The organism is Streptomyces sp. PA03-3a, from assembly GCF_033792735.1.
In the GTDB taxonomy this organism is placed as follows: domain Bacteria; phylum Actinomycetota; class Actinomycetes; order Streptomycetales; family Streptomycetaceae; genus Actinacidiphila.
Map to the genome: position 1 here is coordinate 65297 of NZ_JARAVM010000006.1, position 16402 is coordinate 81698.

Below are 16402 nucleotides of genomic sequence, written 5' to 3' on the forward strand. Positions count from 1 at the left end.
ATACGACACTTGGCGTACTTATACTCCCGGCCATGAGCGCACACATACTGGTGGCGGAGGACGACGAGAAGCAGGCGCAGCTGCTGCGGGTGTACCTCGAGCACGAAGGACACTCGGTCACCGTCGTCCACGACGGACGCGCCGCCCTGGAGGAGCTGCGCCGCGACCCGCCGCACCTGCTCGTGCTGGACCTGATGATGCCGAAGGTCGACGGACTCGACGTCTGCCGCATCCTGCGCCGTGAATCCGACCTGCCGGTGCTCATGGTCACCGCCCGTTGCACCGAGGACGACCTCCTGCTCGGCCTGGACCTTGGCGCGGACGACTACATGTCGAAGCCGTACAGCCCGCGGGAGCTGACCGCCCGGGTCCGCACCCTGCTGCGCCGCGCCCGGCCCGCCGCGCCGCCCGCCGCGGAGGCCGACCCGACGCTCACCGTCGGCGGGCTGAGCGTCGACCCCTCCCGCCACGAGGTCATCTGCGACGGCGCCAGCGTGGACTGCACCCCCGGGGAGTTCCGGCTGCTGGAGACGCTCGCCGCCCAGCCGGGCCGGGTCTTCACCCGCGAGCAGATCCTCGGGCAGCTCCACGGCACGGGCCGCTACTTCACCGTGCGGACGGTGGACACCCACGTGATGAACCTGCGCCGGAAGATCGAACCCGATCCCGCCCGTCCGGTACGGCTGCTCACCGTCTACGGCGTGGGCTACGTCCTGTCAGACACCGCATGAGCCGCCGCTTCCACAGCAGCCTGGTGGTGCGGCTGCTCGCGCTGTCGGTGCTGGTCTCCGTGTGCTCGATCGCGGCGACCGCCTGGCTCGCGGTCCGTACGACCACCCGGGCGATCCGGCAGGAGCAGGGCCAGGCCATCTCCGACGACGCCCGGATCTACGAAGCCCTCCTCGGCCGGGCCGCCACGCACGCGGGCTGGGAGGGTGTGCGGCCGCTCGTGGACCGCCTCGCCCGCGAGACCGGGCACCGCGTCGTCCTCACCACCCAGGACCGCCGGCCCATCGCCGACTCCGCCGACGCCGGCCACCGCACCCCGCTGCCGGACCGGGCCTCGGCGACCGTCGACCCGCTCGCCGTCGACGCCGCGCTCGCGGGGTCCGGAGGCGGCGACCGTATCGACTCCCGCGCCGCCGGCCCCTTCCGTCTGACGCAGGCGGAACGGACACGGCTGACCGTCATCGCGCAGCGCCGGGTCACCTGCCTGCGCGACATCGGCATCGACGCCACCGCCGTCACCGAACCCGGCGGACGGCCCCGGGTGACCACGCCGGGCTACAGCGGCACCCGCTGCGCCGAGGACGCGCTGGACCGGCCCACCCGCACCGAGTCCCGTGCCCTCGCCCGGCTCGGCGCCCTGGTCGACGCGTGCCTCAGCAGGCGGGGCAGCGGACCCGTACGGCTCGCGCCGGACCTGACATGGACACCCGCGTCGCGAAGCCGCGAACCGGCGGACGAGGGGCTCGTCGCGTCGTGCCTGGACAGCGCCCGCCGCGAGCAGCTCGCCCCGTACGTCGCACCGGCCGCGCTGCTGTTCATCGGCTCCCCGGAGAACGCCGCCGCCGCGTCCCCGTTCGACCTCTCCGCGCCCAACCGCCTCCGTATGGCGGGGGTCGTCGCCGGCGTGCTCCTGCTCACCGTCGTGGTGACCGTGGGCCTGGGCCTGCAGCTGGTCAGGCCGCTGCGTGCCCTCACGGCGGCCGCCCAGCGCGTGAAGGCGGGGGACGTCGCCGCGCACGTCCAGGTGACGGGCAAGGACGAGATCGGGCGCCTCGCCGAGGTGTTCAACGAGATGTCCCAGGAGCGCGCGAATCTCGAAAGGCTGCGCACGGAGATGGTGGGCGACATCGCCCACGAACTCCGCACCCCGCTGAGCAACATCCGCGGCTGGCTCGAGGCCGCCGACGACGGTGTCGTCCCGGCCGACCGCGCACTCGTCGGCTCGCTGCTCGAAGAGGCGCTGCTCCTCCAGCACATCGTCGACGACCTGCAGGACCTCGCCGCCTCGGACGCCGGTGCGCTGCGCCTGCACAAGGTGCCGTGCGAGGTCGGCGAACTCCTCCGGCAGGTCGCCACCGCGCACGGCGGACGCGCCGACCACGCCGGTGTCGCCCTCTCCGTCGACGTCGCCGCAGACGGCATCGGCAGCGTCGTCGCCGACCCCGTACGCCTCCGTCAGGCCGTGGCGAACCTCGTGTCCAACGCGGTCCGCCACACCCCGCCCGGCGGCACGGTCACGGTCACGGCACGCCGGGAGGACGACGCGGTGGTCATCGCCGTGGCCGACACGGGCGGCGGCATCCGGCCCGAGGACCTGCCCCGGGTCTTCGACCGCTTCTGGCGGGCCGAGAAGTCCCGCAACCGCGGCACGGGCGGCAGCGGCCTCGGCCTCGCCATCGTCCGCAACCTCGCGCACGCCCACGGCGGCTCCGTCACCGCCGAGAGCACCTACGGCCAGGGATCGCTGTTCACCTTGCGGCTGCCGCGCGGTGAGCCGGAACGCGAACACGCGTCGACGCGTCGCGGATCACCCCGCGCGGGCGGGGCCTGAGCCGGTGGCGCGCGCGAGGTCCGCGGCTCGCGCGTCAAGGGTTTCCGGCACCGGCACGGCGGGGCGCCGGGGCCACGCCCCGGCACCCGCTCCGCACGCTCGGTACCAGGTCAGCGGACGGGGTGAACCGGTCCGATCTTCAGTCCGTGCGCGCCGCGGACACTGCACTCAGAGGCCTTCCACGGCACATCGATCTGCTCCCTCGAGTCCGGCGGGAAGACACCAAGGAACGAAACGCTCTTCAACCCGCAATCGGCATCGGAGAGTCCGGACTGACCGTTCAGGACCTGCGCGTCGGCGACAGCGCGGGCATTGGGGATCAGGGTCACCGTCGTGGCGCGCGTGGTCTCGACGCGGTCGGCGGAATTACCGATCTCGGCTCCGTCGCGGCCGCGAAAGGACACTCCGGGGAATCCGGTCAGGGTGCACGGCGCGGTGCCCGTGTTCCGGAAGACCAGCTCGAAGTGCGTCGTGCCGGCACCGCTTTCCTGGTTCTCCACGGAAACCCGCAGGTTTCCGGACGCGCACCGCTGCGGCCCGCCGTCACGACCCGCACCGGAATCCGTGTCCTGCGCACCTGAACGGTCACGCGACGTCCCGTCGGCGGACCCCTCCCCTCCACCGGCTCGCCCCTGGGAGGCGGCCGACGAATCGCCACGCGAGGACGACGCGTCCGAGGCGGTCGCCACCGGGGAAGAACCAGAAGAACCGGCCTTGTCCGTCTCCGGGGCGCAGGCCGTCAGGGCCGCCAACGCCAGAACGAGTACGGGTGCGACGCGAGCGCCGGTCGAGACCTTCATCGATAACCTCTTTCCATGTGGTTCAAGGGAACCTCCCCCGTCACAACCGCAACTCTGACAAGGAATGCGGACGCGACGCCACACAAAAGGACTTCCGTGACCGCGCCAGCAATGAGCGGTTACGGTCCCAGGACATTGGAAACCCGGCCGCGTCAAGCTTCACAATTCATCGATGTAAATCCGCGCCACGGCCAACACATTCTGGCACTCCACTTCCATACGCACCTGCCACGTCTCGGGCAGCAACGGGCAGTTGGCGCACGCGCATTCCCCGTCGCACCTTCGGCTGAGCCTCCCCCGGCGGGCGATCGGCGCGCGCCTTGGTACGGTTGCTTTCATTGGCTCGGCCCGGATGGGTAGTGGGCCTAGATCTCGGGGAGGCGGGCAGTGCGGTTCGCCTGCCGAGACTTCGGACTGTCGGATCTGCCTCGGCGGGACCTCATCCCGCAGGAGGCTCCCGTGGCGGTGCTGCTCCTCGACATCGAGGCAGAGCTGTCTATCTGGGAACACGGGCGGGCGGTGTGGTTCGAGAAGCAGTTCCCTGTCGCCGAGCCGGCGTACCACCTGGCGCTCTGGCTCCAAAGTCCGGCTGCCGGCCATGAGGACTTCGAGTTCGATTCGATGCAGGCGCAGGAAGGGACGATCCGTGTCGTGAACTCCGATCAGGGCTGGCGGATCGGCGCCGTTTCCGCGCCGGACTTCTGGAGCGCTCCCGTCGGCTGGGATGCCCTCGTTTCAGAGATCAAGCACTTCGGCCGCTCCGTGCGCGACGGCGTGACCGCAATGGGCATCGACCCCGTCTTCATCCCGGAGCTCTGACCTCAGACCCGGTTCAGCCGCCCGGGAGTGCGATGATCACGCGACAACTGCCAAGCCCGACCCGGCGGGCGGAGCCCCGGGCGGAGCGGTGACGCCCTCCGACGGCACCGGCTACTGGACGTCGCGGCTCTGGTCGTGCCCGCCGTCCGCGGCTCTGCGGTCCCTCACGTATGCGGCGGGCGTGGCGCCGTACACCGACTTGAAGCGCCTGATGAAGTGACTCGTGTCCGAGAAGCCCCAGCGTGCCGCGATCCCCGCGATGCCGGCCGCGGAGTCCGGGTCCACGAGTTCGTCGTGGGCCTTCTGCAGGCGACGACTCCGCACGAACGCCATGACGGAGTCGTCCCCGGCCGAGAAGCTCCGGTGCAGCGTCCGGAGGGACACTCCCACGTGCCGCGCGACCATCGCCGGAGACAGGTCCGCGCTTTCAAGATGCTGTTCGATGGCGTACTTGGCGGCCGTCACGATGGCTCCCGAGTCGTCGGCGAGCGCCGAGCCGGGCCGGTCGGAGAAGATGCTCGAGAGCAGGCTCGCGCAGACGTCACGCGCCATCTGCCGCGCCGTTCCCGATGTCTCCAGTTCCCGGCTGCTGCCCTTGACCGCTTCGAGGTAGTTGAGGAGGAACCGGACCTCAGGTGCGGTGATGTCCGTTACGCATGACCGGCCGGACTGCCTTCCCGATCGGACGTGCGGTAGCACCAGATGGCGCGGGATGGCGATGACGTGCACGTTCGTGGCCGGCGCGCAGGAGAACTGCCACGAGGCCTTCGTGTCGCGAATGCAGATCCGCCCTGGCTGGACGTCGTAAATCTCCTTGCCCGCCCGGAACTCGATCCGGCCCGAGGTCACCACGTCCGCGACGATCGGATCCTGAGGCAGGTTCTTGCCGGAGACCCCGGTGAGGGAGTCGACGTAGACCTGCGCGGACAGCAGTCCGTCGATGAGCTGGCCGTGTGCGTTGAAGCGGAATCCGCGTGCGGCGGCGGAGTGCGGAACGGCAAGGCGCGTGAGGTGCGAGAAGGGGCCGCTCTCCCCGAACGGATTGTGTTCCTGGTGACGGAAATGCCGCTCCGAGGATTCCGCCTGCTCGGCGGTCAGGCGCATGGCGGCCCGGTATGTGACGCCGCTCCCGGAACTCGGCTCGGAATTCGCGGATCCCGCCGATCGCTGGTCTTCCACTTTGTCCCCCACACGATCACTTCGAAAGCCCTCCACGGGAGGTTCGAGTAACCGCTGCCTTACCGATCGATCCGTACTCACCGCGGACGGCACGCTCCGGCGCCATGGCCCACTGAGACCGCAGCCTAACAACTAGTTCGGATTTCAACAACTCGCCCCACTCGCCCTCGAGAACCGGAAGATTGCGCCTGTGGCGCAGATGTTCCATGGCGTGGCGCGCATTTCCCTGAGGCTTTATGCGGTGCCCGCGCGCGTCCAGGCTCTACCGGTCACGAATTCCGCCCGTCGGGGGGGGCCGGCCCGGGCACTGGTGGAAGCGCGCATGGTGGTGTCCGGAGCGTGGACGCCCCGGACACCACCACACGGTTCTGCGTCGCGGTGCCTCAGCGGTGGCCGGGAGGGTTGGCCGGGTGCTGGGCGGTGACGTCGCCCTCATAGACCAGCGCGGTGCGGTGGTTGTACTGGATCGTGTACATCTTCTTGGCGCCGAAGACGACCTTGCCGTCGGCCTTGAAGTAGTCGTCGGTCAGGGCCGGCGCCGCGGTGGCGACGTAGGCCTGGCCCGACGGGATGGAGTACATGCTCAGCGGGGCCTGGGTGGAGGCGCCGTAGCCGGCCGGGTACTCCGCGGCGTCCGGGTAGCTGGAGCCGTACACCTTCACCGGCGGGGTGCCGGTGGTCGTGCCGCTCCTGACGATGGTCACGCCGTGGGCGGGGACGGTGTTCCGGCCCTTCGGGTTGTGGAACCACACCTTGCTGCCGCTGAACCAGATCGCGGTCCAGGCCCCCCGCTTGCCGGCGACCACGAACTGCTGGCCGGCCTGGACGGTGCTGCCCCAGTCGTTGATCCGGTCGGTACCGTCGCCACCGGAGTGGATCGCCTGGTCCCCGAACAGGGGCGCGGTGGCGCTGGGCGCGGTCCGCAGGTACACGAAGTTGGCGGGCTGCTCGACGTCCGCGCAGGCGGGGGTGGCACCGGTCGGGTCGTCGGACGGGCAGACCTCGACGGTCTGCCGGTTCCGCTCGAAGCCCGGGGCGATGGTCACGACGCTGCCGACCGGGCCGACACCGTGCCTGCCGGACAGCGGGACGCCGACCAGGGCCATGAAGTGCTCCCAGTCCCAGGACGGTCCCGGATCCCAGTGCATGCCCGACACCGTCGCCGACGTCGGTCCCACGACGTTGTCGTGGCCGATGATGTGCTGCCGGTCCAGCGGGACGCCGAAGCGCTCGGACAGGTACGTCACCAGCTCCGCCGTCGCTTCGTACTGCGCCTCGGTGTACCAGGTCGCCCCGTGCGCGGCGAAGCCCTCGTGCTCGATGCCGATGGAGTGCATGTTGGTGGAGTAGTTGCCCGCGTGGAACGCCAGATCCTTCGTGGGGACCATCTGCGTGACCGCGCCGTCGGCGGACCGCATCACATAGTGCGCGGAACTCCCGCCCGCGGTCTGGAACGTGGCGATCGCCGACTCGTACGAGGACTCGGTGTCGTGGATGACGATCGAGTCGATCCGGATCCCGTTGGCCGGACGGTCGGAGACCTGACCGTTGGACGGGGCGGCCGGCACGAAGGAGCAGTCCACGGTCGCCGGGCACTCGGTGCCGGTGGTCGCCGCCGAGGCGAGGCGCAGGCGGTCCAGCTGGCCGGTGGCCGGCGCCACCCCCGTCGCGGGCGCCAGCGCCATGCGCTGCCCGTCGGCGGTCGTGCGCTTCGCGCCCTTCTTCAGCGTGGCGTAGACCCGGTCGGCGAACGCCCGGGCGCCCTGCCGCTGGGTGGACTGACTGTAGCGGGCCACCGCGCCGTACCAATCGTCCGGATCCGGCGAGGCCTTGCCTCCGGTCGACTCCTGATACGAGGCCAGCAGGGCGGCCCCGCCGCGGATGTTGGCCGTCGCGTCGCCGCGCAGTTCCTTCGCGGACAGGCCGGTGAGCTTCGCGGCTGCCTGGAGTGTGTGCAGGGCCGGGTCCGCCGCCAGCGAGGCCACGTCCGCCCGTCCGGCCATACCCGCGTCCCCGGCGGAGAGCATCGACGGCGTCACGTCCGTGAGATGCATCGGCCCGTAGCCGCCATCCGTGCTGTGCTGCCCGGCGTGCGCGTCCCATGCCGACTGCTGGTACGCCACGGCCAGCAGCACCTGCTCCGGCACGTCGAACTCCGCGGCCGCGGCGGTGAAGTCGGCCTGCAGCGTCGATGTGACGGGCGGCCTCTCACCCGTCGCCTGTGCGAACACCGGTACCGCCACCGCGCCGGCCACCGCCAGTGCCGCGGCCGCGAGCAGCAGCGGCCGGCGCCGTTCGGCATGCCGCCGGCGAGGGGTTCTCTTCGTCGTCATCAACTATTCCCGAGTGTGTCTGAGACGGTCATGTCGCCCTGTGGGCAAGCTGACTGACACGGCATGAGCCGTTCTGCGAGGCGCTCCGGAATCTCTACGGAGGTATGCCTGCCGTCTGTCGACGCCGAACAACGTCCGGCGTTCGCTCGCAATCGACCTGAGGACGATCGGTGACGCTAGCAGAGAGCGCCGGACGGAATCAAAGGAACTCGGTGCGGCCGCCGGAATTCCCGCTGATTGTGAACATGCCGTGCAGGTCCGCCATTTCGCACGGCACTTCCTGTTCGCCGGCTCCGGCGCCAAGGCACAGGAATCACATAATTGGCACTGCCATTACATGCGGGACTGAATGGCGGCCTCGCCCCCCGGAGTGAGTCGGCGTTCTCCGCACCCGGCAGGAACGGATCCGCCGCGCCCCGGCGGCCCGGGCGTCCGAGGTCCCGGCCGACGTCCAGGCGGGGCGGATCACGTGCCAGGCGGGGCGGATCCCGGCCGACTTGCCCCCTGCGTCAATCGGCCGTCACGGAGCGTGAGCGCCGGGCGTACGCGCGGGCGGCGCGGGCACGGTCACCGCAGCGCGTGGAACACCAGTGACGGCGGCCGTGCCGGAGCAGGTAGCGACTGCACGGGGCGGAGTCGCACGCGGTGAGGCGTTCCGCATCGGGGCCGGTCAGCAGGTCGGCCGCGTCCGCGGCCAGCCGGGCCAGAGCGTGGTCGAGGATCCCGCTGTCCCGGCGTACGGCCATGCGGTGCAGACCGAGTGCGGGGTCCCAGCGCAGCAGGGGCGCCGCCGGCGCGCGGGTGAGAGCGTCGTTGACCGCTTGGAGGTCGGCCTCGGACGCCGGGTGGCCGTGGACCTTCGAAACGATCACAGAGCGGATGTGTGCGCGCAGCGCGCGGAGGCGCTCAGCGTCACCCTCCTGCAGGCCGGCGCCCGTCGACGCGAGGCCGTGTGCGGTGAGCCACTGCTCGGTTCCGGACGGGGTGTCCAGGAGGTCCAGGGACCGGCCGCCGGGAAGGGTCACGACGCTGTTGACGAGGTCGAGCGCCGGATACCGCTCCGCACCCGGCGCGGGCAGCACCTCTGGCTGGTCTATGGGGCTTGCCGTCATGCACCTCATGGTACGGCTTGCCGCCATCCGTGAGAACTCGTATGTTTGTCACGGATGACCCCTACCCTATCCGTGAGGTGTTCCAGAGTGCGGCATGTTCCGATCACTGTCTTCGGCGGTCCGACGGTTCTGATCGAGTACGGAGGTCTGCGGCTTCTCACCGACCCCACGTTCGACGGCCCGGGCGACTACGAGCTGCCTGGCGGGCTGGTACTGACCAAGACGGCGCCCTCCCCGATCACGCCGGAGGAACTCGGCCCCGTCGACGCCGTGCTGCTCTCCCATGACCAGCACGCCGACAACCTCGACACATCCGGACGAGGCTTTCTCGCCGGCGTGCCGCTCACCCTCTCCACCCACGACGGGGCGCGACGCCTCCGCGGCACGGTTCGCGGCCTCTCCCCGTGGGCGTCCGTCGACCTCCCCCGCCCGGACGGCGGCACGGTGACCGTGACGGGCACTCCGGCCCTCCACGGCCCGGAAGGAGCGGAGGCGATCGCGGGTGAGGTGATCGGGTTCGTCCTGACCTCCGACGACCTGCCCACCGTCTACGTCAGCGGCGACAACGCGTCACTGGACGTGGTGAGGCAAATCGCCGATCGATTCGGCCCCGTCGACTCCGCGGTTCTCTTCGCCGGCGCCCCGCGGCTGCCCGTCTTCGACGGCGCACTCGTCGTCCTGGACGGTGCCGGTGCTGCCGCGGCCGCCCGGATCCTCGGGGCCCGGCGGGTCGTTCCCGCGCACTGCGACAGCTGGGCGCACTTCACCGAGGGCCGGGACGACCTCGTCCGGGCCTTCACATCCGCCGGCATCGCGGACCGGCTGCACATCTGACCGCGGGTACAGGCCGGCATGGCGCCGCGCGCCAAATGTCCCGGCCCGAGACCTCGCCAACCCGCTCCGACGGGGAGCCGCTGTCCATCGACAAGGTGGGCTCCCCCTGTCCCTGTTTCAAGGCGTCCTGTTGAGCACTCCCCCGTCGGCCCTCCGCCTGAGCGCCGTGGAGCTGATACTGACCTTCAGTCTGCTGTTCGGTGTGACGACCGTCGTGCGCTGGGTGGTCGGCCCGTCCGCACTCTCCGAGGCCGTTCCCGGCACCCGCCCGCAGCTGTTCATCATCGGTGCGGTCGTCGGCACACTTGTCGTGGGGCTCGTCCTCAGCCCTCTCGGCCGCCAGTCCGGCGCCCACATGAACCCGGCGATCTCCTTCGCGATGTGGCGCTTCGGAGTCATCCCGGGCTCGGCGGTGGCGTTCTACGTCACGGCTCAGCTCACCGGGTCCCTGCTCGGCGTGCTGGCCGCGCGCGGCGTGTGGGGTGACGTCGCCGCAACGGCCCCGGTGACCTATGCCGCGCTGCGGCCGGCGCCAGACTGGTCGGCCGCCGGGCTCTTCGTGGCGGAGGCGGTGACCACGGGCGTCATCGTGCTGCTCGTGGGAGTGTTCGCGGCAGTCGGCCACCTGACGCGCTTCACCCCGTACATGGTGGGTGTCGTCGTGTGCCTCGCCATAACCCTGCTGGGCGCGAGCACCGGCGGCAGCGCCAACCCGGCCCGCCAGTTCGGCCCTGCCCTTGCCGCGGGACAGTTCTCATTCCTGTGGGTCTACCTGCTGGCACCCATGCTCGGCGCCGCCATGGGAACGGTCGCACGGGATCTGCTCCTCGGACGCCGTCGAGTACTCACCGGACCGGCGCCGCATGAGGGTAGGACGGCGAGGCTCCCCGGCGGTTGAACGCGATGTGCGACGGGTCAACTCAGCTGCCGGGAAGCCCCGTCGGCTGTACGACACGGCCCTCCGGGAACCGGAGCGGATTACCGGTGCCGGGTCGACGAAGGCAGGTCGGCCCTGCCGCTGGGAGCTGTCGTGTCGATCACGTGACCACTTGGTGCCGGGTCGTTGATGTGGACATGTGCGGGGGCGACGAGTGACGCGGAGTGGGAACGGCTGCGGCCGTTCCTGCCGGTCAGCAACAGGCGTTGTGGCCGGTGGCGGGACCACCGGCAGGTCATCGACGGGATCCTGCACCGGGTGCGGACCGGCGTGCAGTGGCGTGACCTGCCGGAACGGGTAGGGCCGCGGAAGACCGTCTACGAACTGCACCGGCTGTGGTCGGCCGACGGGACGTGGGAACGTCCGCTGCAGCGGGTCCAAGCCGCGGCCGACGCAGCCGGTGAGATCGACTGGGACATCTCGGTTGACTCCACCATCGTCCGCGCACATCAGCACGCGGCCGGCGCCCGCACCGATCCTCCGCCGGCGCCCGCGTCAAAGGGGGTCAGCGCAGGTGCGACCGTTCTGCAGCGCGCCCGCCGGCACTGCACAGGAATGAAGGCCGCCGCATGTGATCAGTCGGACAAATTCCTACTGGTGTCGAGCCAGCGGCGTGCCGCCACGCTCAGTGGCGTGTCGTCCGGATCGCCCATGTCGTCCATGTCGTCCATGGTGCCGTCCGTCAGCGCCTCCGCCCAGCGGCGGAGGACCTGCGAACGATGCGGCGCCTTCAGCACCGAGGTGCTGATCGCGTGCTCCCACGTCGTGGCGAAGCACAGCACGTTCCCGTCGAGGGAAAGCATGCTGAACTCGGGCCGGCAGGGGGCACTGCCGAGCAGCCCGTCAGCACCCTTGCCCATGATGTCCCACTCGCTCTGCAGCTCGACGCAGTGCCACCGTGCGAGGCGGTCCTGGCCGGGGTGGAGCGCGATCAGGAACCTGCGGTCGGTCTCGGAGAAGAGTCCTCCTTCGACCGACAGCCGGTACCAGTCGGCGTTCGCCTTCTCGTGCAGCTGCGGATCGAGGAAGTCCAGCATGGCCTCGACGCGCCCGTCCTCAGACGGGACGCTCGGTGCCTGGCCGGTGACGGTGGGCGGAAGGAGCCCGTCGGGCGCGGTCCAGCCCTCCACGATGCACAGACCGGCTGCGGCGAGAGACTTCATGATCCCCATCATGCCGTCTCCGCCGATCAGCACACGGGGCAGGGCGGTGCTCGGCTCCGCGCCCCGGGCCGACGGCCGTTATGGCAGACGCGGCCATGCGTTCCTCGATACCGCCACCGCAGCACTCGCGGTCATCCCCGTTATACACATGATCGTCCGGACAAGTCCCAGTCAATGCACACCATGTCGAACGTGTTCGCGTTACCGCCCAGGTGTGCACCCGCCCGTGGCTGGTCGGCGACGCTTCTCGGCTCGCGATCTTTCCTGCGAGACGTTCCGTAAAGGCGCCGACCTTCCCTCACATGGGGCACCTCCTACTTCGGTGCCCTATGCAGTCAGGAAGCGACCGACCTTCTGCTGCAGGTCAGTGGGCAGGCCGGTCAGCCTCGAGACGATCCCGCGAAGTTCGCGGTCGAGTTCGGGAAACCCGCCCCAGACCGTTTGGGTCCTGGTGAGGACCGCGGACAGCAGATCGCCTTCGTACATGTGCCCCTCTGCCATCGGGTTCTCCCGCAGTACCTCCACCGCCAGCGGCAGGAGGTAGGGCAGGCCGATGTCCTGCCCGATCAACAGGCGCATGTCGTCGACGGTCAGTTCGCCGTCGGCCGACGCCGCAATGTGTGTGCAGTGGTGATGAGCCGGGTTACGTCCGGTGGCGGATCCGGTCAACAGTCACGTTCGAGCTCTTCGAGGGATCGCTCACGATCCAAGGGGCGCGTCACCGGGCGATCGTCCCACCACCAGATCTCACATGCGGTCCGAGGTGGCACCTGGACCGGTGTCGCACTCAGCGCGGCACGGACATCTCGCGCACGCCCACGGCGGCTCCGTGCCCGGCTCGGAACTCCTCGCAAGAGAGGCGGGCCTGACCTGGCGGGCGGCCGGTGTCGTGCACGGGACCGCCGGGTGGCGGGACATGGTCAGCCGTGTCGTCGCACGCGACAGACCCGGCGACGTCTGCGATCGGCCCCGGGATACTGGTCGCCCATGGATGAGGTCGAAGTCGTCGTCGCCCATTCCGAGCGCGCGACCCTGCGCGTCGGCGACGTGTTCCTGAAGGTGGACGCCGATCAGGCCCGCATCGACGTCGAGGTCGAGATGATGGCACTGGCGCCGGTCCCGACCCCGCGGGTCCTGTGGCGCAAGCCGCCCGTGCTCGCGGTCGCCGCGGTCCCCGGGACGACGCTCGGACGCCTCGGCGGGCCGTCGACCGGGACACCTGCGGCGTGGGCCGCGGCGGGTGCCGCCATCCGGAAGCTGCACGACGCGCCGTTGCCGCCCTGGCCCGGACAGGCCGGGCGGAGCATCGTCGCGCTGGCGGCGGACCTCGACGGCGAGTGCGAGTGGCTCGTGGCGAACGGCGTCCTGCCCGCCGATCTGGTCACCCGCAACCGCCAGGTCGCCGAGGCCGCGCTCCGGCCGTGCACTCCCGCGTTCACGCACGGCGACCTGCAGATCGCGCACGTCTTCGTCGACGGCGACAAGGTCACCGGCATCATCGACTGGTCCGAGGCGGGCCAGGGCGATGCCCTGTACGACCTGGCCACCTTCACGCTCGGACACGAGGAGCACCTCGAGGACGTCATCGCCGGCTACGGTACCGACGTCGACCTCGACGTGATCCACGCGTGGTGGTCGTTGCGAAGCCTGCTGGTGGTCCGCTGGCTGATGGAGCACGGCTTCGACCCGTTCGCGCCCGGCTGCGAGGTCGACGTGCTGAGATCCCGGATGTGACGCCGCGCGGCCCCGACCTATGAGTGCGTTCCGGCACCGCACAGGCCTGCCCTGACTCCCGACAAGGCGCGGCGCGCAGGCGCAGGCGGGGCCTCGAGCAGTGGCACGCGCAATCGCGGCAAGGCTCACTGTCCGCCGGGCCGGAGCGCGGCGATCACGTACAGGCTCGCGGCCGCCGTCAGAAGCAGAAAGGCGAGAATCGTGTGGATGACGAGCCCTCGCCCGGGGGGCAAGGCCCAGACAGGTGCGGGCCTCGCGGCTCACTCGGGCCCGGGAACCCCTCGCGCGGCGCCCGCGTCCGCCTCCTCCGTCGCCCGGCGCGGCTTCCTGCGGCCTCTCTCGGTCGTGACACCCAGACGGACGCTGTTTCCGTCACGCACCACCAGGGGCGCCAGTCGATCCGGGGCATGCCGCGGCACCTCCGGGCGTGTTCGCGGCGTGCGGGCCGTGCGGTTCCATGGGCTCGGCCGGCCCGTCGGCCCGGCCCATGGAACCCGACCGGGTGCGAACCGCCCCGGTCCACGGACGTCCTGCGGTGTGATGCGCAGGGCGTCCACCATCCCCACCGAGGTGCTGCGGTTGACGATGCGGATGGTGTGCGTTCCCTGGGTCAGTCCGCTGCGCTGCCAGACGGTCTGCTGCACCTGGCGGGCGCCGGACACCTTCAGGTCCACCGTCGCCTGGAAGGCGCCGTCGAGATAGACGTCGACCGGCCCCATGTCGCCGTTGCGTTCGGAGATGAAGGCGACCCCCGTACCGGTGAAGGTGTACTGGGCCACCGCGTTGACCGTCGTGCTGTGGTGGGTGTCGTCGTTGTAGTCGCCGTAGCCTCGCCCGCTGGTCGCGTGCCAATTGCTGTCGTACGTCAACTGACTGTTGTTCACCATGGGGTTGGGAGTCCTGGCCATGCCCAGGGTGGAGGTGGTGCCGCTCAGGGCCTTCTCTCCCTGGTTCGCGGTTCCGGTGAGCCGTACGGAGGTGTAGGAGGACAGCGGCTTGGCGGTGCGCTCCACCACGTACACCCTTCCGGCGGTCGTGGGAAGGCCGAACTCGGCTGCGCTGGTGGTGAGGACGCTCGTGCCGCCGGTCACGTCGCGGACTCTCACCTGCTGGGTCCCCCACGGGTTCACGACCCGCGTCGCGTTCCCGTACAGGCTCTTGATGCCGATGTACTTCACCTCGCCGGCCTCACGCTCCGAACTGACCGTGAAGCCGCCCTTGGCCAGCAGGGTGAACCGTCCCGTGAACGAGGAGTCGCCCGGCACCGCCGGGAAGACCCGGATCTTGTCGTTGTAGGACTGGAGCAGCGACTCGTCGAGGGCCGCCAGGTGCACGCCGAGGTACTCGAAGACGCCGTTGTCGGTCATCCCGTTGGGATAGGTCTGGTACTTGCGGAGCATCGTCTTCATGCCCTGGTACGCCTGGTCGCCCAGCCCCAGCCGGGCCGCCTGCACGGCGTCGTTGGCCCAGACGTTGCCGTACGGGAAGGGTCGTGCGTTGAAGGTGTTCACGGCCTTCTGCTGGTCCGGGAAGCCGATGCCGGTCCGGTCGTAGGGCCAGATGATCTCGGCGGCCACGTTCTCGCCGTTGCGGGTCTGCGAGAGCGGCGGGGTGTGCGGGAGCGGCGGGGTGTGCGGGAGGTAGACGTCGGTGGTGGACGGATAGGCGATCAGGTTGTCCACGATCCGCTGCCACTGCGGCCGCAGGTCGGCGTCCAGGCCCAGGGACTGGGAGGCGCGGATCGCGAGGGGGAACAGGGTGCGCACCGCCGCGAGGTCGGTGATCGCGTTCGGCACGTTCCAGTACGTCTCGTGCGCGTGCGAACTGGCCACGTGGTACTTGCCGGACGCGGAGTCGTAGGACAGCTTCGCGGCGTAGAACTTCACCAGCGCATGAAGGGGTAGGCGGTGTCCCGCAGGTAGGCGGAGTCGTTGGTGTACGCGTACTGCAGGTACATGTTGTACGCGGCCTCGGTGCCCGTCGACCAGATGTTGTTGGTGAAGTCGCTGTTGACGGTGCCTCGCGCGTTGCCGTCCCAGCCCATGGTCTCCGGCACCCACAGCCCGTCGACGTTGTAGCGGGTCCGGGTGTACGCCGTCAGCGCCGTCGCGTTGCGGCTGTAGAGGCGGTTGAAGCCGGCCAGCAGGTCGACGTGGTTGGAGGCGAGGAAGGAGTTGTAGACGTCCCGCTGGTTCCAGAACCAGTAGGCGTTGCTCCATTTGGTCTGGTCACGGGTGGCCCGGAACACGCCGTTGATGAAGTGGAACGGATTGGTCCCGTATCCCCCGGCGGCGATCATGTACGTGCTCAGGTAGTAGACGTCCTCCAGGTAGTCCGCATCCCCGGACAGCCCCGAGTACTGCACGAACGACTTGCCCCAGAAGTCGTGCCACCAGGAGCGGAAGTCGCCGAGCGTCGCGCTGTACCCGCGGCTCTTCGCCGATGCGAGCGCGCGTTTCGCCTCGGCCACCGAGTCGTGGGAGGGCGCGTTGAGACGGGTGCTCGCGGTGAACCAGATGGTGTAGCTGCGCGAAGGGGTGATCGACAGCCGGACGTTCCTGCCGTCGACGACGCGTGCGCTGTAGGCCGCTCCCCGAGGCGGGCGCGCCACCGGGGACGGCCCCGTCCGGTGCCGCCCCCGCGCCTCACGGCGAACACCGGGAAGTTCGGATACGGCACCGCCCCAGATTTCGAGTTCCCCAATTTATTGATTTCCCCCCGCTCAGGTCGCAATTGTTGCACCAAAATGCCCCGCCAAGCAGTCCAAATGGTGCCTCTTTTGCTGGTCCCGACTCGCTTGAATAAATTAATCTTATCCTGCCTCGCACTATTCGATCGACGTCCAGAGACCGTTCCGGGTTCACTCCAAGGTGTACCGAAGCAGAAGCCGGGAAATCTCGTCCAGCAGGACGATATCGGCTCTGAGCTGCA

The 16402-nt window shown here is 69.9% G+C and carries 14 protein-coding genes and 1 pseudogene; 7 read left to right on the forward strand and 8 right to left on the reverse strand.

Annotated features, from left to right (window positions below; genetic code table 11):
• Positions 1-32 precede the first annotated feature (32 nt).
• Positions 33-731: a response regulator transcription factor gene (locus PV342_RS09115; protein ID WP_400809222.1), complete on the forward strand. Its 699-nt coding sequence runs from the start codon at positions 33-35 to the stop codon at positions 729-731.
• A complete protein-coding gene (locus PV342_RS09120; RefSeq protein WP_500316487.1) occupies positions 728-2560 on the forward strand; it encodes a sensor histidine kinase in 1833 nt (610 codons plus the stop codon). Before PV342_RS09115 ends, PV342_RS09120 begins: the two co-directional genes overlap by 4 nt.
• Before the next feature lie 110 nt (positions 2561-2670).
• On the opposite strand, the gene PV342_RS09125 is transcribed toward PV342_RS09120, so the two are convergent.
• Positions 2671-3360 carry a DUF4232 domain-containing protein gene (locus PV342_RS09125; RefSeq protein WP_500316488.1) on the reverse strand — a complete coding sequence of 230 codons (690 nt, stop codon included), beginning with the start codon at positions 3358-3360 and terminating at the stop codon, positions 2671-2673.
• A 459-nt stretch (positions 3361-3819) separates the two neighbouring features.
• Here PV342_RS09125 and PV342_RS09130 point away from each other — a divergent pair, with 459 nt between their 5' ends.
• Positions 3820-4179 carry a DUF7878 domain-containing protein gene (locus PV342_RS09130; RefSeq protein ID WP_500316490.1) on the forward strand — a complete coding sequence of 120 codons (360 nt, stop codon included), beginning with the start codon at positions 3820-3822 and terminating at the stop codon, positions 4177-4179.
• A 111-nt stretch (positions 4180-4290) separates the two neighbouring features.
• Here the strand turns inward: PV342_RS09130 and PV342_RS09135 are convergent, their stop codons facing one another.
• The 3 genes from PV342_RS09135 to PV342_RS09145 all read right to left on the reverse strand — a co-directional run bounded on the left by PV342_RS09135 (position 4291) and on the right by PV342_RS09145 (position 8803).
• Complete coding sequence (locus PV342_RS09135) at positions 4291-5451, reverse strand: helix-turn-helix domain-containing protein (protein ID WP_500316492.1); 1161 nt, start codon at positions 5449-5451, stop codon at positions 4291-4293.
• Positions 5452-5741: 290 nt separating this feature from the next.
• Positions 5742-7691 (reverse strand): N-acetylmuramoyl-L-alanine amidase, encoded by a 1950-nt coding sequence (locus PV342_RS09140; RefSeq protein WP_500316494.1) that lies wholly within the window; start codon positions 7689-7691, stop codon positions 5742-5744.
• Positions 7692-8200: 509 nt separating this feature from the next.
• On the reverse strand, positions 8201-8803 hold the full coding sequence (locus PV342_RS09145) for a CGNR zinc finger domain-containing protein (protein ID WP_400809236.1): 603 nt from the start codon (positions 8801-8803) through the stop codon (positions 8201-8203).
• Between the two features lie 54 nt (positions 8804-8857).
• On the opposite strand from PV342_RS09145, the gene PV342_RS09150 reads away from it, so the two are divergent.
• The 3 genes and pseudogenes from PV342_RS09150 to PV342_RS09160 form a co-directional block, all read left to right on the forward strand.
• The gene (locus PV342_RS09150; protein WP_500316496.1) at positions 8858-9637 is read left to right on the forward strand and encodes an MBL fold metallo-hydrolase; all 780 of its coding nucleotides are present in this window, start codon (positions 8858-8860) and stop codon (positions 9635-9637) included.
• 130 nt (positions 9638-9767) lie between these two features.
• The gene (locus PV342_RS09155; RefSeq protein ID WP_500316498.1) at positions 9768-10535 is read left to right on the forward strand and encodes an MIP/aquaporin family protein; all 768 of its coding nucleotides are present in this window, start codon (positions 9768-9770) and stop codon (positions 10533-10535) included.
• A 168-nt stretch (positions 10536-10703) separates the two neighbouring features.
• Positions 10704-11075 (forward strand): annotated as a pseudogene (locus PV342_RS09160) (IS5 family transposase); the annotation flags it as partial.
• A 74-nt stretch (positions 11076-11149) separates the two neighbouring features.
• Here the strand turns inward: PV342_RS09160 and PV342_RS09165 are convergent.
• Both PV342_RS09165 and PV342_RS09170 read right to left on the reverse strand, forming a co-directional pair.
• Complete coding sequence (locus PV342_RS09165) at positions 11150-11737, reverse strand: hypothetical protein (RefSeq protein WP_500316500.1); 588 nt, start codon at positions 11735-11737, stop codon at positions 11150-11152.
• A gap of 327 nt (positions 11738-12064) precedes the next feature.
• Complete coding sequence (locus PV342_RS09170) at positions 12065-12406, reverse strand: contact-dependent growth inhibition system immunity protein (protein WP_500316502.1); 342 nt, start codon at positions 12404-12406, stop codon at positions 12065-12067.
• 318 nt (positions 12407-12724) lie between these two features.
• Between PV342_RS09170 and PV342_RS09175 the strand changes: the two genes are divergently transcribed.
• Entirely contained in the window at positions 12725-13471 is a 747-nt protein-coding gene (locus PV342_RS09175; RefSeq protein ID WP_400809249.1) for a phosphotransferase family protein, read from the forward strand.
• Positions 13472-13731: 260 nt separating this feature from the next.
• On the opposite strand, the gene PV342_RS09180 is transcribed toward PV342_RS09175, so the two are convergent.
• Positions 13732-15357 (reverse strand): hypothetical protein, encoded by a 1626-nt coding sequence (locus PV342_RS09180; protein WP_500316504.1) that lies wholly within the window; start codon positions 15355-15357, stop codon positions 13732-13734.
• Complete coding sequence (locus PV342_RS09185) at positions 15354-16082, reverse strand: hypothetical protein (protein WP_500316506.1); 729 nt, start codon at positions 16080-16082, stop codon at positions 15354-15356. The genes PV342_RS09180 and PV342_RS09185 overlap by 4 nt, the downstream gene beginning before the upstream one ends.
• Between the last annotated feature and the right edge of the window lie 320 nt (positions 16083-16402).

Bases quoted from the DNA above. Each gene is read 5' to 3' on its own strand.
- PV342_RS09115 (WP_400809222.1), top strand. From the start codon at position 33: ATGAGCGCACACATACTGGTGGCGGAGGACGACGAGAAGCAGGCGCAG.
- PV342_RS09120 (WP_500316487.1), top strand. From the start codon at position 728: ATGAGCCGCCGCTTCCACAGCAGCCTGGTGGTGCGGCTGCTCGCGCTG.
- PV342_RS09125 (WP_500316488.1), bottom strand. From the start codon at position 3,360: ATGAAGGTCTCGACCGGCGCTCGCGTCGCACCCGTACTCGTTCTGGCG.
- PV342_RS09140 (WP_500316494.1), bottom strand. From the start codon at position 7,691: ATGACGACGAAGAGAACCCCTCGCCGGCGGCATGCCGAACGGCGCCGG.
- PV342_RS09145 (WP_400809236.1), bottom strand. From the start codon at position 8,803: ATGACGGCAAGCCCCATAGACCAGCCAGAGGTGCTGCCCGCGCCGGGT.
- PV342_RS09150 (WP_500316496.1), top strand. From the start codon at position 8,858: ATGACCCCTACCCTATCCGTGAGGTGTTCCAGAGTGCGGCATGTTCCG.
- PV342_RS09165 (WP_500316500.1), bottom strand. From the start codon at position 11,737: ATGAAGTCTCTCGCCGCAGCCGGTCTGTGCATCGTGGAGGGCTGGACC.
- PV342_RS09175 (WP_400809249.1), top strand. From the start codon at position 12,725: ATGGATGAGGTCGAAGTCGTCGTCGCCCATTCCGAGCGCGCGACCCTG.